Origin of the sequence: Paenibacillus filicis (assembly GCF_038070315.1) — a bacterium.
GTDB lineage: Bacteria > Bacillota > Bacilli > Paenibacillales > NBRC-103111 > Paenibacillus_G > Paenibacillus_G filicis.
This window is the reverse complement of the sequence record NZ_JBBPCC010000002.1, coordinates 541,240-559,468: the sequence shown is the minus strand read 5'-3', so window position 1 is coordinate 559,468 and position 18,229 is coordinate 541,240. Positions and strand designations below refer to the sequence as shown.

Here is an 18,229-nt window from a genome sequence, read left to right as displayed (position 1 = left end):
GAATTTATTCATTTTTATAACCACAACAGAGCACAACGAAAATTAAACAAGCTGACGCCGGTTGAATACCGACGCCAGCTTGCAGCCTAGGGCTTTTTTCAATGTCCATTAGATGGGGTCTTGACCACCCGCCGCAAGCGGGCTCTTTTTCACATGCAGCAGCCCCAGGGGACGGCGAAACAGGCTGGAAGCGGGATGCGACTCTGCAAGAAACTCTTCCCTTCAAACTAGATTGTGATATAATAACAACGTCAGAAAGCCCAAAGGAGTGGATTTCCTGTGTTTAAGCTGAGCGAAATCAAAGAATTGGTCAAGTTGGTGGACCAAAGCTCATTGCAAGAACTTGAGATTGAAAGCGAAGGCACGCGCCTCTCTATTCGTAAACCCAATAAAACCGAACAGGTGGTCGTCGCCGCCGCACCGAGCGCGCACCAGTTTGCACCTGCCATCGCACAAGCCCCCGCGCCTGTAGCGGCTGTACAAGCCCCTGCGGCCCAAGCGCCAGCGGCAACAGCGGCGTCTGATGCAGGTCTACATACAATCGTATCCCCGATGGTCGGTACCTTCTATTCAGCTCCTTCGCCTGGAGCGGCTGACTTTGTATCCAAAGGCAGCGTCGTGAAAGAAAAAACGGTTGTTTGCATTATCGAGGCGATGAAGCTGATGAATGAAATCGAAGCCGAAGTGAAGGGCGAGATCGTCCAAGTGCTGGCAGAGAACGGACAACTCGTCGAATACGGACAGCCGTTGTTTCTGGTGAAGCCGGAGTAAGTGGGAGGAGAAACCCTTTGAAGTTTCAGAAAATACTGATCGCGAACCGTGGAGAAATCGCGGTTCGCATTATCCGCGCATGCCGGGAGCTCGGCATCACATCGGTGGCCGTCTATTCCGAGGCTGACCGTGACGCGCTGCACGTCCGTCTGGCGGACGAGGCCTATTGCATCGGGCCGACGCTGTCCAAGGACAGCTATTTGAATTATACCAACCTCATGAGCGTCGCAACACTGACGGAGACCGACGCGATCCATCCGGGCTACGGCTTCCTGGCGGAGAATGCGGACTTCGCGGAAATTTGCGAAAGCTGCAATGTTACGTTCATCGGTCCCTCTCCGGAAGCAATCAGCAAGATGGGCGACAAGTCCGTCGCCAAGCAGACGATGAAGGAAGCGGGCGTGCCCGTCATCCCAGGCTCCGACGGTCTCGTCGAGCATATGGAGGATGCGATCCGCCTCGGTCGCGAGATCGGCTATCCTATCATTATCAAAGCAACAGCCGGCGGCGGAGGCAAGGGCATCCGGATTGCCGAAGACGAGGACATGCTCGTTCAGCAGATTACAACGGCCCAGCAGGAGGCCCAGAAGGCTTTCGGCAACGCCGGGGTTTACCTGGAGAAATACCTGACTGGCATGAAGCACGTAGAGATTCAGATTCTGGCGGACAAGCATGGCAATGTCGTGCACTTGGGCGAGCGTGACTGCTCCGTTCAGCGGCGCAGACAGAAGCTCGTCGAGGAAGCACCTTGCCCGGTGCTGACGCCTGACATTCGCAGCCGGATGGGTGAAGCTGCCGTTCGTGCCGCACAGGCTGTGAACTATTCCGGTGCGGGTACGCTCGAATTTTTGCTCGGTCAAGACGGGCAGTTTTACTTCATGGAGATGAACACAAGGATTCAGGTGGAGCATCCGGTTACCGAGATGATCACCGGAGTCGATATCATAAAGGAAATGATCCGCGTGGCGGAAGGCGAGCCGCTTTCCTTCACCCAGGACGATGTGAAAATCAACGGCTGGGCCATCGAATGCCGGATCAATGCCGAGGACTCCGAGCGCAACTTCATGCCTTCGGCCGGGCAGATCAAGTTTTACCTGCCTCCGGGCGGCTTCGGCGTACGGGTGGACAGTGCGGCGTATCCGGGCTACACGATTTCCCCGCATTATGATTCGATGATCGCCAAGCTGATCGTCTGGGGACATGACCGGGACGAAGCGGTAGAGCGGATGAAGCGGGCATTGTCGGAATTTGCCGTTGAAGGCATTCATACGACGATTCCTTTTCACTTGAAGCTGCTCGAGCACAAGAAGTTTTTGAGCGGGGATTTTGACATCAAATTCCTCGAGGAGCATGATGTGAACGATCCAGAATCCTGATCAGGAATAGATCTCACGTTCACTTCGTTGTCATATTTTTGTCCAAATGGTATAGTATACAATAAAGACAAGGTTTGGGCTGATGCCAGAACCAGTCACCAGTTTCGGGCAAAATAGCCGGACTAGCGATAGCACGCTAACCATTCCAGCTCACGAAGTCGTTTTGCTCCGCAAAAATTTGAAGGAGGACCTACCATGAGCTTACTTGCTGCCGATTATGAGAAGACCGATATGGGAACAATTCAGATTGCGCCTGAGGTCATAGAGATTATCGCCGGCATGGCGACCATCGAGGTGCCGGGAGTAGCCGGCATGAGCGGGGGATTTGCCGGTGGTATCGCCGAGCTGCTGGGCCGCAAGAACTTGTCCAAGGGCGTGAAGGTCGAGGTTGGCCAGCGCGAAGCGGCTATCGACGTATCCGTCGTGATCGAGTTCGGGACCCGAATACCGGAGGTTGCAAGCGGCGTTCAGCAGAACGTGAAGCATGCCATCGAATCGATGACAGGACTTAGCGTCATCCAGGTGAACGTACACATCCATGATGTGATCTTCAAAGGCGCGGAGAAGCCGGCAGAAGAGCCGGAAGTCCCCTCCCAGCGCGTGAAATAAACCGACTATAGTCAGGAGGAGCCCCCTTACGTTCACGTCTGGGGGTTCCTCTATATTGCGGAAGGAGTCCAAGCCCGTGGCCAAAGTTCTCGATAAATTTCTACTGTTCCTCTTTAGCCTCGTCGTTCTCATAGCAGCTCTCGTTGCCCTGTTCGCGGCGTTTGGATGGATTTCCCTCGAAACCACGATGCTGTTTACCGAGCATGTATACCGTAATTTCGACATCGCGATTCCGTTTATTGCTATTGCTGCGGTCACCGGCCTGCTGGCCTTGCGTTTTCTGTACGTATCGGTACGTCGTGGGAAATCCTCCGTGCCGTCGATTGATCAGCGCACGGAGTTCGGAGATATCCGGATTTCGCTGGATACGGTCGAGAATCTGGCGCTCAAGGCGGCTTCCCGCTCCCGTGGCGTCCGCGACCTGCGCGCACGCGTGAAGGTGAACCAGTCGGGGCTGGAGATCGTGATTCGGGCGATTGTAGACGGAGAGTCTCCAATCCCGGGATTGACGGAAGAGATGCAAGCCAATGTGAAAGGGCATATCGAGGATATTACCGGCATTCCTGTTGCGTTCGTGTCTGTATTTATTGCGAACATTCAACAATCTGCCCCGACGTTCAAAAGCCGCGTAGAGTAGGAAGGGGTGCCCGAGAATGTGGAGGCAAACATGGGATCGGCTTCTGGAGAAGCACAGAAGCGCGACGCTCTGCACCCTCGCCGCAGGCGTGCTTGGCATCATTTATTTGTTCTTCGGCTTCTTTCATATGTTAATCTTTGCCTTGATCGTATATACTGGTTATTATATAGGGAATAAGATGGACCGGAATGAGCCGGTGTTTCCCGCAGAAGACGTTTGGCGCCGGCTTATGGACAAATGGAGAATGTTCCGCTAAAATCCTTGGGAGACGCCCAAGGATTTTTTGTCGGGCCAACGTGAAGCCGGATTTGAACCAACAGGAGGATTTTCATTCAATGAGACGAAGACTGGCAAGGGAGCTTGCCCTGCAAAGCTTGTACCAAATGGCAATGAACGAAGTCACGACGACGGATGCAATCGGGCATGTCGTCGAAGAAGCGAGAGGCGAGGATGAGGCCCAGCTGACGCGTGAGAAGGACCAGATTTCCGAGCTGGACGTGAAGGAATTGGTCGATGGAACGCTGCGCCACAAATCGCAGATCGATCATCTGCTGGTGGATTACTTGAAGGGCTGGCAGATGGACAGGCTCTCCAAGGTTGACCGCGAAATTTTGCGTCTGGCCACTTATGAGATGATCTATTGCGACGACGTGCCGCCGAAGGTTGTCGTGAACGAAGCGATCGAGATGTCGAAAAATTTCGGAACGGATGAGTCCGGAAAATTCGTTAACGGTGTGCTAGGGAAGATGATCAAGGATCTGGAGTCGCTGCGCGGACAAGCTCCGCAGGAATAAGCCCAGGCTCTAGTCAGGAAAAGCGAAACGATCCATAGGGATACGACGAAAGGGGAACGTAAGCGAATGTCTGCACATGTCATCAATGGGAAGGAACTTGTCGGCGCCTACCGTGCCGAAATCAAGCAGCAGGTTGAGCGTCTGGCTGCTCAGGGGGTCAAGCCCGGTCTGGCGGTCGTGATCGTAGGGGATGACCCGGCGTCGCATGTATACGTGCGCAATAAAAACAAAGCCTGCGAGGAAGCAGGCATTCATTCGGAAGTGTACAAGCTGGCGGAGGAAACGCAGGAGAGCGAACTGCTGGCGCTGATCGCCAAGCTGAACGCCGACGAAGCGATCCACGGTATTCTCGTCCAATCGCCGCTGCCTGGACATATTAACGAGGAGCGCGTCGTGGAAGCCATCGCGGTCGAAAAGGATGTCGACTGCTTCCATCCGATGAATGTCGGCAATCTGATGATCGGCAAGCCTGGGCCTTCTCCTTGTACGCCTGCGGGCGTCATCGAAATCCTGAAGAAGGTCGGCGTGGAGATTGCTGGCAAGCATGCGGTCGTGATCGGACGCAGCAATATCGTTGGCAAGCCGATGGGTATTCTGCTACTGAGAGAGAATGCGACCGTGACGGTATGTCATTCGCGGACCAAGGACCTGGCGGTTATCACGAGCCAAGCGGATATTCTCGTCGCAGCTATCGGCAAGCCGAAGGTGATCAAGCGCGAGCATGTGAAGCCAGGAGCCGTGGTGATCGATGTCGGGGTGAACCGGCTTGACACCGGCAAGCTGTCCGGCGATGTGGATTTCGACGACGTGGTCGACACGGCCGGTATTATTACGCCGGTACCGGGCGTCGTAGGACCGATGACGATTACAATTCTGCTGCGCAATACGCTGGAAGCGGCCGAACGGGCGGCAGGCGTCCGCGCTTCGTCCTAAGGCTATGAGCCAGAAGCAAATTCTCTCGGTCAAAGAGCTGAACCGCTTCATCAAGCTGAAGCTGGAGAACGAGGACGCGCTCCAGAACGTCTGGGTGCGCGGAGAGATTTCAAATTTTACCCATCATTCGAGCGGACATATGTATTTCACGTTAAAGGATGCGGACAGCCGGTTAAAAAGCATCATGTTCGCCTCTCATAATCAACGGCTGGCGTTTATTCCGCGGGAGGGCACCAAGGTGCTCGCCTGCGGCAATATCTCCGTATACGAGCGGGACGGGCAGTACCAGTTCTATGCGACGCAGATGCAGCCGGATGGTATAGGCAGTCTCTACCTGGCCTTCGAGCAGCTCAAGAGAAAGCTGGAGAGCGAGGGCTTGTTTGCGCCTGAGCGGAAAAGAGCAATCCCGGCCTTTCCCCGCAGCATTGGTGTGATCACATCGCCGACGGGAGCAGCGGTCCGGGATATCATCATCACGCTGCAGCGCCGATACCCTTCCGTGCCGGTCCTGCTTTATCCGGTGCTGGTCCAAGGCAAGCAGGCGGGGCCTTCCATCGTGAAGGCGATCGAAGAGATGAACCGTTTGAACGAGGTCGACGTATTAATCGTTGGCCGAGGCGGCGGCTCGCTCGAGGAGCTGTGGGCGTTCAACGAGGAAGCGGTTGCTAGAGCGATCCATCGCTCTCTGCTGCCGGTTATTTCGGCGGTCGGTCATGAAACGGATTTCACCATTGCGGATTTCGTCGCGGACCTGCGGGCGGCGACGCCGACAGCGGCTGCCGAGCTGGCGGTTCCCCATCATCTGGAGCTGGCACAGCGGGTTGCCCACCTGAAGCAGCGGCTGTATGGAGGGCTGACCTCCAGGCTCGATCAGAGCCGGGAGAGGCTGAAGCGCTCGGAGCGCTCCCCGTATCTGACGAACCCCCGCAGACAGCTGATGCTGCAGCCTGCAGAGCGGTTAGACCGCGTACGGGAGCAGCTCGTATACAAGATGCGGGAGCGGCTGGGCAGGTCGCAGGAAAAGCTGATGAGGAAGGACCGCCAGCTTGCCGCCTTCAATCCGAAAGAGCAGATTGTCTACTCCCGCAAGCGGCTGGATGGGGCAAGCCGACTGCTGCGTCAATCGATGCAGGCCGCGCTCAAGGGCAAGCAGCGCGATTGGCTCTCGTCTGTTCGCCAGCTGGATGCATTAAGCCCGCTCAAGGTCATGCAGCGGGGCTATAGTCTTGTTTACGATGAGAAAGAGAAGCAGTTGATCAAGTCCGTTCAGCAGGTGCAGCTCGGCGATGTGCTGAAGCTTCAGCTGTCCGACGGCAAGGTTGACTGTCATGTCTGGTCAATGGAGGAGAAACCAAAATGACGAGTCAGGAACAAAGTACACCCAGCTTCGAGCAGGCTATCGAACAGCTGGAACGGATCGTAGCCAGGCTGGAAAGCGGCGATGTCCCGCTGGAGCAGGCCATTGAGCTGTTCCAGGACGGCATGAAGCTGTCACAGCTATGCGGGCAGAAGCTGGAGCAGGTGGAACGCAAGATCGAGGTGCTGCTGGAGCAGGAAGGCAGTCTGGTGAAGAAGCCGTTCCAGCCGGCAGAGGCGGATAAAGGAGAATGGAAATGAATTCAGGTGCCGGCATCGTAGATTACATCAAGGGACAGGCTGCATGGATCGAACGCGAGCTGGAGCGGTCCATCCCGGCCGAGTGGAGCATGCCGTCTGCCCTGCGCGAGGCCATGCTCTACTCGCTCATGGCCGGAGGCAAGCGGCTGAGGCCGATTCTGGTTCTCGCTTCAGCAGAGGCGCTGGGCGGTAACAGCGAGGACGCGCTTCCCGTCGCGCTCGCGGTCGAGATGATTCATACGTATTCGCTGATCCATGATGACCTGCCTGCGATGGATAATGACGATTTCCGCCGGGGTAAGCCGACCAGTCACAAGGTATTCGGCGAGGCGATGGCCATTCTGGCCGGTGATGCGTTGCTGACCCATGCGTTCTATTCGGTCGTTCAGTCTGCCCGCCAGCGGGACGTAGCCGGCGATATCATCGCCGATATTGTCGAGGAGCTGGCCCGTCTGTCCGGGGCTCCCGGCATGGTAGGGGGACAAGCTGCCGATATGCAAGGGGAGCAGGGCGTGACGAAGCTGGAGGAGCTGGAGTATATCCACCTTCACAAGACCAGTGACCTGGTTGTTTTCTCCGTCAAGGCAGGAGGCCGCATCGCCGGCGCAAGCCGCGAGCAGCTCGCCGCGCTGGAGCGTTTCGGCACATGCCTGGGACTCGCCTTCCAGATTCAGGACGATATTCTGGATCTGACCGGGGATGAAGTCAAGCTGGGCAAGCCGGTGCAGAGCGATGTGAAGCAGCAGAAGGTAACGTATCCGTACTTCATCGGCCTGGAAGCTTCGCAAGCCAAGGTGGAGGAACTGACCCGGGAGGCTCGCGAAGCCATCGAGACGGCTGGATTTCCGGCACCGGAGAGGCTGCTGGAGCTGGCCGATTACTTGATGAAGCGGGACCATTAAGCCTGCTGGATAGCGGGTGGACAAGCGATTTGATACACAATATCGGGCCAAGCAGACGTAGTTTCGTTTGAGTGGGCCGATATGCCGTGATATAATAGCCATGATACATAGCTCGACACTACCATTCTAATGCGGAAAGCGAGGGGAACAAGCATGCTGCTCGAACACATTCAACAGCCTGAAGATTTGAAGCGTCTGACGCTCGAACAGCTCGAACCGTTGGCAGCTGAAATCCGCCAGTTTCTGGTCGAGAATCTGTCGGTGACCGGCGGCCACCTCGCGCCGAACCTTGGTGTTGTCGAATTAACGTTAGCTCTGCATTACTTGTTTGATAGTCCCCAGGATAAGTTTATATTCGATGTCGGACATCAATCCTATGTGCACAAAATGTTGACAGGGCGTATGGGGAAATTCAATACGCTTCGTAAATATAAAGGGCTTTGCGGGTTCGTCAAGCGGTCGGAAAGCGAGCATGACGTGTGGGAGGCCGGACATAGCAGCACATCATTGTCTGCGGCGATGGGTATGGCTGTCGCGCGCGATCTGAGCGGAGGCTCGAATCGCGTTATCGCCCTGATCGGCGACGGTGCTTTGACGGGCGGGATGGCGCTGGAAGCGCTCAACCATATCGGTCACGAGCAGCGCAAGCTGATGGTTGTGCTCAACGATAATGAGATGTCGATTGCGCCGAATGTTGGCGCGCTCAGCAATTATCTGGCCCGTATCCGGTCGGACCGTCACTATGTGAAGGCCAAGGAAGAAGTCGAGCATCTGATCAAGAAGATCCCGGCCATCGGCGGGACACTGGCCAAGACGGCGGAGCGTGTGAAAGATTCCTTCAAGTATCTCGTCGTGCCCGGCGTCTGGTTCGAGGAGCTAGGGTTTACTTATTTCGGTCCGGTCGACGGGCATAATATTCAGCTGCTGATGGAAACACTCCGCCAGGCGGACAAAGTGAACGGACCTGTCGTGGTGCATGTCATCACACGCAAAGGCAAGGGATACTCTCACGCGGAGGCGGATTCCCATAAATGGCATGGGGCCAGCGCCTACAAGATCGAGTCCGGCCAGATGCTGAAGTCCGTCGGTCCTCCGATGTACACGGAAGTGTTCGGCAGTACGCTGATCGAGCTAGCCAAGCAAGATAAGCGCATCGTCGCCGTGACGCCGGCCATGCCGGGAGGCTCTGGATTGACGGGCTTCGCCAAGGCTTATCCGGACCGCATGTTCGACGTCGGCATCGCCGAGCAGCACGCGGCCACGTTCTGTGCGGGGTTGGCAGCGGAAGGGCTCAAGCCTATTTACGCCGTGTATTCGACCTTCATGCAGCGGGCCTACGATCAGATCGTACATGATATTTGCCGCGCGAACCTTAATGTGACGTTTGCCATCGACCGGGCAGGCTTTGTCGGTCCTGACGGTGAAACCCATCATGGCGTATTCGATATCGCCTACCTGCGCAGCATCCCTAACATCGTCGTGATGATGCCGAAGGATGAGAACGAGCTGCGTCACATGATGAAGACTGCGCTCGACTATAATGAGGGACCGATCGCTTATCGTTATCCGCGGATCAACGGACTTGGGGTACCGCTCGATGAGACGCTTGAGGCAATCCCGATCGGAACTTGGGAAGTGGTACGGCCAGGCGCCGATGCGGCTATTCTGGCGGTCGGGCCCATGATCCCGGTAGCGCTAGAAGCTGCGGAGGCATTGGCCAAGGAAGGCGTTCAGGTGCGGGTGGTCAACGCCCGCTTTATCAAGCCTATGGACGAAGCGATGCTGGTCCAGCTTGCCAAAGAAGACATCCCGGTCGTTACGCTGGAAGAAGGGGCGGCGATGGGCGGCTTCGGAAGCGGCGTGCTGGAGTTTTACTCACTGCAAAGTATTTATGGAATGAGAATCAAGGTGATCGGCGTACCTGATTATTTCGTCGAGCACGGCTCGGTGAAGGAGCAGTACGAAGAGGTCGGGTTGACGGCGGAGCGCGTCATCACGGACATTAACGCACTGGTGCCGCGCCGCAGACAACGGGCTTGATGCAAGCCGCCATACAGAGGAGCCAGACATGAATCCGGATAAAACAGCAAAAGAACGGCTGGACGTACTTCTGGTCGAACAAGGTTTCTTCGAAACCAGAGAGAAGGCCAAGGCCGCCATTATGGCAAATCTGGTTTCGGTCGGAGGCGAGCCTGTCGATAAGGCCGGTACCAAGATTCCGGTGACGGCTGCGATTACCGTCAAGGGCGCACTTCATCCTTATGTCAGCCGGGGCGGACTTAAGCTGGAGAAAGCCTTGAAGACCTTTGCCTTGGATTTACAAGGGGTTACGATGATCGATATCGGCGCTTCCACAGGAGGCTTCACGGACTGCGCGCTGCAGAACGGGGCTTCCCAGGTATACGCCGTCGATGTCGGCTACAACCAACTGGACTGGTCGCTGCGCAAGGACCCGCGTGTGCATGTCATGGAGCGGACGAACTTCCGCTTCATGCAGCCGGGCGATCTCAAGGGCCCTGCGCCGACCTTTGCCTCCATTGATGTTTCCTTCATCTCGCTGAAGCTGATTCTCCCTCCGCTGTTCCAGCTGCTGGCCGCGGGCGGGTCCGTCGTCGCTCTAATCAAGCCGCAGTTCGAGGCGGGACGTGAGAAGGTGCCGAAGACCGGCGTCGTGAAGGAGCCTGCGGTTCATCGCGAGGTGCTGGAGACCGTGCTTTCCTTTGCCCAGGAGACAGGCTTCCGTCTAGGCGGTCTAACCTTCTCCCCGATCAAGGGCGGAGAGGGCAATATTGAATTTTTGGCTTACCTGCTCAAGCCGGACGAACATTCCGGTGAGGGTGAACTGAATATCGAACGAGCGAGGCTGGATTCGCTGATCCGTGAGATCGTTCAGGAGTCGCAAGGCATGCAGAACTCATCCGTGGGCTAGTTACGTCCGCAGCGGTGAGTTTTTTGCTGCAGGTGGAGGAAATCTTGTCAGTGTTCCCGAATATTACTGACGAGGTGATGCCCATGCAAAGCGGAGACGGGTTAATCGTACTGCTGCTAGTCGTTGCACTCGGAACATGGATTTACCTGGCCGTACAAGGAAAAATGCGCAAGACGGTGGAGAATGCTCCCCCCCTCGACTGGCTGCTTCAGAATGAAGAAGTGCCTGAGGATGAAGCGACGCGCCTGCTCGGCGAGCATGGCTATCGGGTGGTGGCGGGCAAACGCCGCATCCCGGTGACCATCGAGGCGAATGGTGCGGAGAAGCTGCACAGCCGGTTGTTCATCGATTATATGGCTGAGCAGGACGGCAGCTATTACGCCGTGAAGCTGGCCAAGGAACGTAAGCCGCTGGAACATACCGGGAGTTCGCTGCGCGATCGCCTGCTGGTGTATCAGCTTCTGGACGAGCATACGGACGGGGTGCTGTATGTAAGACTGGCCGAGAGGCAGGTCGTGCTATACCGCTTCAGTCTGCAGGAATCGGATAGCGAAGAATAGATGGACCTATCTTCAAACGAATCACTAGGAGGAGCTTATGAAAGGCCAACGCCATGTGAAAATTAGGGAAATCATTACGAATAACGAAATTGAAACGCAGGATGATTTGGTGGAGCAGCTCGGTCTTGCGGGTTTCCACGTGACTCAAGCAACCATCTCGCGGGATATTAAGGAAATGCATCTGATCAAAGTGCCGCTCGACGACGGACGGTACAAATACTCCATGCCGGCGGATCAGCGCTACAATCCGCTGCAGCGGCTGCGCCGCGCGTTGAATGATCACTTTGTACATATTGATTACTCGGAAAACCTGGTTGTGCTCAAAAGCTTGCCGGGAACAGCCAATGCGATCGGCGCGCTGATCGACAGCCTCGAATGGAATGAAATTATGGGCACCATCTGCGGGGACGATACGATCCTGATTATTTGCCGGACGAAGGAACATAGCGTTCATGTGGTTAATCAAGTGATGGGGATGTTAAGCTGACATAAAGAGGTGCGCGTATGCTGTTGGAATTATCGATTCGTCATTTGGCGGTCATTGAGCATGTCGAGCTTCATTGTAAATCAGGCTTTCATGTATTGACGGGCGAGACGGGTGCCGGTAAGTCGATTATCATCGATGCGCTTGGCCTGATCGCGGGAGGGCGGAGCTCGTCGGATCTGGTTCGCTATGGCAGCGATAAAGCCTCGATCGAGGCTTCTTTTCTAGTGGCCTCCGATCATCCGGTCTGGGCCGCTTTGTCGCGGCTGGGCATTGAAGGCGAGCCGGACGAGGCGCTGATTATCAGGCGCGAGATTTCATCCCAGGGCAAAAGCACAAGCCGTGTCAATGGCCAGCTCGTCAATCTGGCGATGCTGAAGGAAATCGGCGAGTGTCTGGTCAATATCCATGGCCAGCACGAGCATCAGTCTCTGTTTCATTCTGAAGGGCATATTCGCTTCCTTGATGCGTTCGGCGAGCCTGTCATCGGACAGGTCAAGCGCGAATATCAAAGCGCTTTCGCTGCTTACCAAGGCATCCGCAAGCAGGTTCGCGAGCTTCAGGAAACGAGCCAGCAGGCCTTGCAGATGGCCGATCTGTACAAGTTCCAGGTCGAGGAGATCCGTTCGGTGAAGCTGAAGGCCGGCGAGGACGAGACGCTCCAGGAGGAGCGGAGAAAGCTATCCAATGCAGAGCGGTTGTATCAAAGCGCAGCCGACGCCTATGAGCTGCTGTACGGCAATGGCAAGGGGCTGGATGTAATCGGGCGGGCTGTGCATAAGCTGCAGGATATCGCGTCCTACGATACGTCCAAGCTGCAGCCGCTGGCCGAGCAAGTACAATCCGCCTTCTACCAATTGGAGGATGCCGCGTATCAAATCCGCGATTACCGCGATGGCATCGAGTTTAATCCTTCGCGTCTGGATTTTATTGAGCAAAGGCTGGATACAATCTCCTCACTTCGGAGAAAATATGGAGACAGCGTGAAAGATATTATCGCATACGCCGATAAGATTGAGGCTGAGCTCAGTCTCATTGAACATAAGGATGAACGGCTGCAGGAGCTTCAGCGGGAGGAAAGCATCGCTTTCGAGCGGATGTCCCGGCTTGCATCGGATCTGACGCTCAAGCGGATGGCTGTGGCAGAGCGACTCGCTGCCGAGATTGTAACGGAGCTCCGAGAGCTGCATATGGAGCGTACGCAGTTCAAGGTGCAGGTGGAATCCGAAGGGGAACCGAAGTTTACCGTGGATGGGGCGGATCAGGTTGAGTTTCTGATCTCCGCCAATCCCGGCGAGCCTCTGCGGTCCTTAAGCAAAATCGCATCAGGGGGGGAAATCTCCCGGATCATGCTGGCGATGAAGTCCATCTTCGCACGCGTAGACCGCATACCTGTGCTGGTCTTCGATGAAGTCGATACGGGAGTCAGCGGCCGTGCCGCGCAGGCGATCGCAGAGCGGATGTCCAGGCTGTCGCGGGACTGCCAGGTATTCTCCATTACTCACCTGCCTCAGGTGGCTTGCATGGCCGATGTGCATTATCTGATCCGCAAGACGACGGACAACGACCGGACCTTTACCAATATCGATGATTTGCATGGTGCCGAACGGGTTCATGAACTGGCCCGAATGCTGGGCGGTGTTGAGGTAACGGACAAGACGCTGGAGCATGCCGGGGAGATGATTAACTTGGCTGAGGCCAAGAAACTGAAGATGGCATAGCCTCTATTCTGGTCGAAATGGGCTTTCCGGCCTGATTTTTGACGGTTGTGGGAGCATTTTGGAGTTATAAAAGCAGGGGCAGGGGGTTACCTTAAGGGTACACAAACGGCGGCGCTGCACAAGAGATTCCGCGGCGCAGGTGTGACGCCAAGCGCTTTTCTTTCCTCAGAAGAGCAGGGCGCCGCTAAGCAAAGGAAGCAAGGGAGCGTGAGCGAATTGAGTTCCAACCAGAGAAAAAGATTGATTGGATTAGTGCTCGTCCTCTTCGTTTGTTTGGGTAGCTTAACGACCCCTTTCCGCAGCTTTGCCTCATTCCCCGAGGAGCTCCGATTGTTCACCGGCCAGCAGACCCATCTCAAGCTCGCTGTACCGGTCAGTGCCCAGATCACGGTCAATCATCCGGAAATCCTGAAAGTAAATGGTTCGACCGAGCACTCCTTCCGAGTCGATCTTCATCATCCGATCTCATTGGAATCGTATCAGGCAGGTAAAGCCGAGATGAAATTGAAGCTGTTCGGCGCCATCCCCTTCAAGACGGTCAAGGTCAATGTGGTGCCCGATCTCAAGGTTGTTCCAGGCGGGCAAACTATCGGCGTGAAGTTGAAGTCCGCCGGTATCATGGTCGTTGGCCATCACCTGGTGGCCGTATCGGATGAGAAGAAATCCTCGCCGGGCGAGGAGGCCAAGGTGCTGCTTGGTGATCTCATCGTCAAAATGAACGGCAAACCGATTCAGGATGTCAGCAAGGTCGCCGAGGTTGTGAAGGAAGCGGGAGAGGCCAAGAAGCCGATCAGCCTGACCATTGTCCGTAATCATGAAACGCTGGAAATCGCCATTGTCCCCGCTTATGATATTGTAGATAAAGCTTACCGGCTAGGTCTGTACATTCGTGACTCCGCAGCAGGGGTAGGGACCTTGACCTTCTACGCTCCCGATCAGGGAGTCTACGGGGCACTGGGACATGTCATTACCGATATGGATACCCAATCTCCGATTGTCGTCGGAGGCGGAGACATCGTCCATTCGAATGTCACATCGATCTCGAAAAGCCAGAATGGCGAACCGGGAGAGAAACGGGCGCAGTTTTCCAGAGAAAGCAAATCCATCGGCAATATCGAGAAAAACACGCAATTCGGCATCTTCGGTAAGATGGGAGATTCTCCCGATCACGGCTTCAGCGATAAAGCTCTGCCCGTGGCATTTGCCGAGGAAGTGAAGGAAGGTCCGGCCCATATCTATACGGTGGTTAACGGACAGAAGGTCGAGAAATTCGCCATCGATATTATTCATGTTGCGAAGCAGGAGTATCCGCAAACCAAGGGCATGGTCATCAAGATTACCGATCCCAAGCTGATCGATAAGACGGGCGGCATCGTGCAGGGCATGAGCGGCAGTCCGATCATCCAGAACGGCAAAGTCGTCGGGGCGGTCACTCATGTATTCGTGAACGATCCTACAAGCGGCTATGGCTGCTTTATCGAGTGGATGCTGCAGGATGCGGGCATCATGCTCCGGCCAAGCGGAACAGAAAGCAATCCTGCTGAAGAGAGGAAGGCCGGCTAAACGGCCTTCCTTTCTTCAAGCAAAATGGAAATGAGTCAGCTGCGCAACAATAAACGCCCAGCAGCCGTTATATAGGGGATGCTTGACTGATTCACACACCATTTGTCGATTCATGTATATTCATGAATCAAATTTTCCATTATAATAGAAAACTGAAAAAAAATCCAGAAAAATAATATTCGACAGAAGGAATTTCAAAGGGGATGTCGAAATCATAAATAAGGTAAATAATGCTAAAGTTAATTGCCGCAAATGAAGGGAGAGCTTGCCGTTGCAAACCATTGAAGTTCTTTTAGCAGATGATAACCGTGAATTCACGAACTTGTTGTCCGAATTCATCGATGAGCAAGAAGATATGCGCGTTACCGGTGTGGCCTACAACGGAAATGATGTACTTCGACTGATCGAGCAAAGCGGCCGGGTTCCCGATGTGTTAATTCTCGATATTATCATGCCTCATCTGGACGGACTCGGTGTGCTCGAAAAATTGCGTGAAATGGATTTGAGTCCTCAGCCCAAAATTATTATGCTGACGGCTTTCGGCCAGGAAAACATTACGCAGAAGGCTGTGCAGCTCGGTGCTTCTTACTATATACTCAAGCCTTTCGATATGGAAATCCTAACCAATCGTATTCGCCAGCTCGTTAACACTTCACAATCGTCCATGCCGATGCTGAATTCGCAAATTTCCATGAAAGCGAATGTCGTGCAGCTTCCCAAGGGCAAGAACCTCGATGCGAATATCACAACGATCATCCATGAGATCGGCGTTCCCGCGCATATCAAGGGTTATCAATACTTGCGCGAAGCCATCACGATGGTTTACAACAATATCGAGATTTTGGGCGCCATTACGAAAACACTCTATCCGGCTATCGCCGAAAAATACAAAACCACTCCGAGTCGTGTGGAGCGAGCCATCCGTCACGCAATCGAAGTGGCTTGGACACGCGGCAACATTGACAGCATCAGTCATTTATTCGGGTATACGATTAATATCAGTAAATCCAAACCTACTAACTCGGAATTTATTGCGATGGTGGCTGACAAGCTGAGAATTGAGCATAAGGTGTCTTGAAAGCGAGAAGAATAAGGTGTAGCTTTGGGAGCGGCATCCAGATAGACACAAAAGCCAACTAATAGCTTTGATAAGTTATTGGTTAACCGACAAATACCTCTTATTCATTGGGTTGCATTCAACCCATTGAATAAGAGGCATTTGTTATTTATGACAGAAAATAGGGATGAAATGTGATCTAGTGCTTAAGATGTTTTTTAAAATTACTCCAATTTAATAATAAAACCTTTGTCTCCTTTTTGATTTTGTTGCTCATGAGTAATAAGTATGACCCACGTAAAGGTTTCGTCAAATACATAAAAATCTTGTGGAAAAGCACTTGTATTATTAATTAGAAATTTTTTTGGACAACAAAATAACTCATTTCGTCCTAAATCCATAATTTCCTTATAAATATAGTGGTCCCAGAACAACAGTACATTGTCGGTATTGATATGATCCAGAACACTCCCCAATTCACTTACAGAGAATGTAGAAACTTTTCCTTGATGCTTAAAACAGCACCACAGATAATATCCCAATTCGCCATTTACATTATTGATGTATTTTTCATAATAATCCGTTTTGGTATCTATAAATGTATTAATAAATTGATTTTTTAAGTTGTCTTTTTTATGTTCTGTAACTTTCTGAAGTTGATTTAGTAATATTTCTTTATCCATAGCTGCTCCTTCTTTGACAATGAAGAAGGCATAGATAATCCATGCCCTCTTCTTCGCTATTTATGTTAATTATATTCTTTGGAGTCGGGATATGGAATTTATATGTAGCATTCGATAAGGGAGGACTTCCTTACGGCTATGAGAAGCGCCTCCATTACGGATTGCCTTGACCGTAAACGGTGTTTTTTTTGTTTAAGCTAGATCAGTCCTCGGGCATTAAGGCTTATTCGGCCGCGAGCCTGCCATACTGCTCGGCTTCCGCCGTGCAAAGACCGTCAACGCCGTCAAGAACAGCAGAGGCAAAGCCACACAGAACACAATATCGAACCAAGGATAATAGTAGATCAAGATTTGGTTATATTCCGTAATACTTGGCGTACTGATAATCGTGCATACCGTCAAAATCATGCCGAGCGGTATCGTCATCATCCCGCTTTCCTTAAGGCGGAGCAGTTGAGAAATGCCGGTCGTCAGGCCATAGTACAACATGGTCGTTTTGAAGAAAACGGAGATAATCCAGAGGAAAGTGAGTACCATCTCGAGTCGCTCCAAAAACTTGCCGATCGTAATTTTTTGCGCCAGCACGAAGGTCGGGTAATACTTGGTGACCATGAGATTAGGGCCGAGAACCAGCACACACATGATGATTAAGATGAAGAGGATGAGTCCGCCGATCGCATAGCCTGTCACAATCGGCTTCGTCAGCTTGGTGCCAGATTTGACATATGGCGTCAGCATGAGCAGGATGACCATCTCCGTGAAGCCCTGCACGTATGCACGGAGCACCCCCTGGGCGATAGGTCCCATCCCCTCCACCATAAATGGCTTCAGATTGGAAGTCTCAACCTGTGGCAGTAGAAAAATCACCAGGAACAGAAATAAAGCAAGAAAAACCGGAAACAGCAGCTCTCCCATTCGGGCGAAAGCCTCGATTCCGTACCGGTAGGCGACGATCACCACGAAAACAAAGAGTACGAGCACCGCATTGAGCGGTGTTTCCGGCATCATCTGCGTCGTCAAAAACTGGCCGACTTCACTAATCAGAGTAATGGAGCAATAGAAAACCTCCATGAGAAAGAGGGCGGCGATGACTGTGCCCATGACAAAACCAAGCTTGCTTTGGGCCGTCTCCACGAAGCTTTTTCTCCCCATCCTGCTGGCGATGAACGCATACAGCCATCCCGTCCCGACGCCGAGCAAGCCGGCGATCAGCATCGAGATCCAGGCATCCTGTTTGGCGAAGGAAGCAATAACGGTGGGCAGTACCAAGATCGAATCGCCGATGACTCCGAGTATGATCAGTATCGTGAACTGTCGTACTGATATTTGACCATTGGCGCTTGTCCGCATCGCTTCCCTCTTTCTCCGGTCAATCCGGCTTTACGACTTGGAGCCCAGCTTCAACAGCTGAAGCGGATTGGGTAGATGAACTTCCAGTACCAACGCGATGTATAAAGCCGTCCCCGTCAGCAGCAGCACGAGGAAAACGACAATCTCCCGCCTTCGTTTTCGGCGGAGCAGGCCCGGCATTTCCAGTCCGAAGGCCGCCGCCGCCAAAGCGAGCACCCCGATCACAGATGCCATGCTCCGCCT

21 protein-coding genes are annotated in these 18,229 nt (G+C 53.7%); 18 read left to right on the top strand and 3 right to left on the bottom strand.

Annotated features, from left to right (window positions below):
* Positions 1-6 precede the first annotated feature (6 nt).
* The 18 genes from WMW72_RS06340 to spo0A all read left to right on the top strand — a co-directional run bounded on the left by WMW72_RS06340 (position 7) and on the right by spo0A (position 15,974).
* Entirely contained in the window at positions 7-90 is an 84-nt protein-coding gene (locus tag WMW72_RS06340) for an IS3 family transposase (protein ID WP_341414600.1), read from the top strand.
* Positions 91-279: 189 nt separating this feature from the next.
* Complete coding sequence (accB, locus tag WMW72_RS06335; protein WP_341414573.1) at positions 280-771, top strand: acetyl-CoA carboxylase biotin carboxyl carrier protein; 492 nt, start codon at positions 280-282, stop codon at positions 769-771.
* A gap of 17 nt (positions 772-788) precedes the next feature.
* A complete protein-coding gene (accC, locus tag WMW72_RS06330; RefSeq protein ID WP_341414572.1) occupies positions 789-2,147 on the top strand; it encodes an acetyl-CoA carboxylase biotin carboxylase subunit in 1,359 nt (452 codons plus the stop codon).
* 195 nt (positions 2,148-2,342) lie between these two features.
* Positions 2,343-2,756 (top strand): Asp23/Gls24 family envelope stress response protein, encoded by a 414-nt coding sequence (locus WMW72_RS06325; protein ID WP_341414571.1) that lies wholly within the window; start codon positions 2,343-2,345, stop codon positions 2,754-2,756.
* 76 nt (positions 2,757-2,832) lie between these two features.
* Positions 2,833-3,393, top strand: coding sequence for an alkaline shock response membrane anchor protein AmaP (amaP, locus tag WMW72_RS06320; protein WP_341414570.1), 561 nt, complete (start codon positions 2,833-2,835; stop codon positions 3,391-3,393).
* A 16-nt stretch (positions 3,394-3,409) separates the two neighbouring features.
* The gene (locus tag WMW72_RS06315) at positions 3,410-3,649 is read left to right on the top strand and encodes a DUF2273 domain-containing protein (protein WP_341414569.1); all 240 of its coding nucleotides are present in this window, start codon (positions 3,410-3,412) and stop codon (positions 3,647-3,649) included.
* Positions 3,650-3,728: 79 nt separating this feature from the next.
* Positions 3,729-4,187 carry a transcription antitermination factor NusB gene (gene nusB, locus WMW72_RS06310; RefSeq protein WP_341414568.1) on the top strand — a complete coding sequence of 153 codons (459 nt, stop codon included), beginning with the start codon at positions 3,729-3,731 and terminating at the stop codon, positions 4,185-4,187.
* A 66-nt stretch (positions 4,188-4,253) separates the two neighbouring features.
* Positions 4,254-5,120, top strand: coding sequence for a bifunctional methylenetetrahydrofolate dehydrogenase/methenyltetrahydrofolate cyclohydrolase FolD (folD, locus tag WMW72_RS06305; RefSeq protein WP_341414567.1), 867 nt, complete (start codon positions 4,254-4,256; stop codon positions 5,118-5,120).
* A gap of 4 nt (positions 5,121-5,124) precedes the next feature.
* Positions 5,125-6,480, top strand: a complete 1,356-nt coding sequence (gene xseA, locus WMW72_RS06300) for an exodeoxyribonuclease VII large subunit (protein ID WP_341414566.1) — start codon at positions 5,125-5,127, stop codon at positions 6,478-6,480.
* A complete protein-coding gene (gene xseB / locus WMW72_RS06295; RefSeq protein WP_341414565.1) occupies positions 6,477-6,737 on the top strand; it encodes an exodeoxyribonuclease VII small subunit in 261 nt (86 codons plus the stop codon). The genes xseA and xseB overlap by 4 nt, the downstream gene beginning before the upstream one ends.
* On the top strand, positions 6,734-7,639 hold the full coding sequence (locus WMW72_RS06290; protein WP_341414564.1) for a polyprenyl synthetase family protein: 906 nt from the start codon (positions 6,734-6,736) through the stop codon (positions 7,637-7,639). The genes xseB and WMW72_RS06290 overlap by 4 nt, the downstream gene beginning before the upstream one ends.
* 153 nt (positions 7,640-7,792) lie before the next feature.
* Positions 7,793-9,679: a 1-deoxy-D-xylulose-5-phosphate synthase gene (gene dxs, locus WMW72_RS06285; protein WP_341414563.1), complete on the top strand. Its 1,887-nt coding sequence runs from the start codon at positions 7,793-7,795 to the stop codon at positions 9,677-9,679.
* A 28-nt stretch (positions 9,680-9,707) separates the two neighbouring features.
* Positions 9,708-10,568: a TlyA family RNA methyltransferase gene (locus WMW72_RS06280; protein ID WP_341414562.1), complete on the top strand. Its 861-nt coding sequence runs from the start codon at positions 9,708-9,710 to the stop codon at positions 10,566-10,568.
* A gap of 14 nt (positions 10,569-10,582) precedes the next feature.
* On the top strand, positions 10,583-11,128 hold the full coding sequence (locus tag WMW72_RS06275) for a hypothetical protein (RefSeq protein ID WP_341414561.1): 546 nt from the start codon (positions 10,583-10,585) through the stop codon (positions 11,126-11,128).
* A gap of 37 nt (positions 11,129-11,165) precedes the next feature.
* Entirely contained in the window at positions 11,166-11,615 is a 450-nt protein-coding gene (gene ahrC / locus WMW72_RS06270; protein ID WP_341414559.1) for a transcriptional regulator AhrC/ArgR, read from the top strand.
* 17 nt (positions 11,616-11,632) lie between these two features.
* Positions 11,633-13,333: a DNA repair protein RecN gene (recN, locus tag WMW72_RS06265; protein ID WP_341414558.1), complete on the top strand. Its 1,701-nt coding sequence runs from the start codon at positions 11,633-11,635 to the stop codon at positions 13,331-13,333.
* A gap of 216 nt (positions 13,334-13,549) precedes the next feature.
* Positions 13,550-14,896 carry a SpoIVB peptidase gene (spoIVB, locus tag WMW72_RS06260; protein WP_341414599.1) on the top strand — a complete coding sequence of 449 codons (1,347 nt, stop codon included), beginning with the start codon at positions 13,550-13,552 and terminating at the stop codon, positions 14,894-14,896.
* Positions 14,897-15,167: 271 nt separating this feature from the next.
* Positions 15,168-15,974, top strand: coding sequence for a sporulation transcription factor Spo0A (gene spo0A / locus WMW72_RS06255; protein ID WP_341414556.1), 807 nt, complete (start codon positions 15,168-15,170; stop codon positions 15,972-15,974).
* A 203-nt stretch (positions 15,975-16,177) separates the two neighbouring features.
* Here spo0A and WMW72_RS06250 read toward each other — a convergent pair whose 3' ends face one another.
* The 3 genes from WMW72_RS06250 to WMW72_RS06240 all read right to left on the bottom strand — a co-directional run bounded on the left by WMW72_RS06250 (position 16,178) and on the right by WMW72_RS06240 (position 18,220).
* Positions 16,178-16,636, bottom strand: coding sequence for a hypothetical protein (locus WMW72_RS06250; RefSeq protein WP_341414555.1), 459 nt, complete (start codon positions 16,634-16,636; stop codon positions 16,178-16,180).
* A gap of 216 nt (positions 16,637-16,852) precedes the next feature.
* The gene (locus WMW72_RS06245) at positions 16,853-17,986 is read right to left on the bottom strand and encodes a GerAB/ArcD/ProY family transporter (RefSeq protein ID WP_341414554.1); all 1,134 of its coding nucleotides are present in this window, start codon (positions 17,984-17,986) and stop codon (positions 16,853-16,855) included.
* A 30-nt stretch (positions 17,987-18,016) separates the two neighbouring features.
* On the bottom strand, positions 18,017-18,220 hold the full coding sequence (locus WMW72_RS06240; protein ID WP_341414553.1) for a hypothetical protein: 204 nt from the start codon (positions 18,218-18,220) through the stop codon (positions 18,017-18,019).
* Positions 18,221-18,229 lie beyond the last annotated feature (9 nt).

What these genes read in the sequence shown, in the direction of transcription:
- WMW72_RS06325 (WP_341414571.1), top strand. Translation starts at nt 2,343, where the DNA reads ATGAGCTTACTTGCTGCCGATTATGAGAAGACCGATATGGGAACAATT.
- WMW72_RS06315 (WP_341414569.1), top strand. Translation starts at nt 3,410, where the DNA reads ATGTGGAGGCAAACATGGGATCGGCTTCTGGAGAAGCACAGAAGCGCG.
- nusB (WP_341414568.1), top strand. Translation starts at nt 3,729, where the DNA reads ATGAGACGAAGACTGGCAAGGGAGCTTGCCCTGCAAAGCTTGTACCAA.
- folD (WP_341414567.1), top strand. Translation starts at nt 4,254, where the DNA reads ATGTCTGCACATGTCATCAATGGGAAGGAACTTGTCGGCGCCTACCGT.
- xseA (WP_341414566.1), top strand. Translation starts at nt 5,125, where the DNA reads ATGAGCCAGAAGCAAATTCTCTCGGTCAAAGAGCTGAACCGCTTCATC.
- xseB (WP_341414565.1), top strand. Translation starts at nt 6,477, where the DNA reads ATGACGAGTCAGGAACAAAGTACACCCAGCTTCGAGCAGGCTATCGAA.
- WMW72_RS06290 (WP_341414564.1), top strand. Translation starts at nt 6,734, where the DNA reads ATGAATTCAGGTGCCGGCATCGTAGATTACATCAAGGGACAGGCTGCA.
- dxs (WP_341414563.1), top strand. Translation starts at nt 7,793, where the DNA reads ATGCTGCTCGAACACATTCAACAGCCTGAAGATTTGAAGCGTCTGACG.
- WMW72_RS06280 (WP_341414562.1), top strand. Translation starts at nt 9,708, where the DNA reads ATGAATCCGGATAAAACAGCAAAAGAACGGCTGGACGTACTTCTGGTC.
- ahrC (WP_341414559.1), top strand. Translation starts at nt 11,166, where the DNA reads ATGAAAGGCCAACGCCATGTGAAAATTAGGGAAATCATTACGAATAAC.
- recN (WP_341414558.1), top strand. Translation starts at nt 11,633, where the DNA reads ATGCTGTTGGAATTATCGATTCGTCATTTGGCGGTCATTGAGCATGTC.
- WMW72_RS06250 (WP_341414555.1), bottom strand. Translation starts at nt 16,636, where the DNA reads ATGGATAAAGAAATATTACTAAATCAACTTCAGAAAGTTACAGAACAT.
- WMW72_RS06245 (WP_341414554.1), bottom strand. Translation starts at nt 17,986, where the DNA reads ATGCGGACAAGCGCCAATGGTCAAATATCAGTACGACAGTTCACGATA.
- WMW72_RS06240 (WP_341414553.1), bottom strand. Translation starts at nt 18,220, where the DNA reads ATGGCATCTGTGATCGGGGTGCTCGCTTTGGCGGCGGCGGCCTTCGGA.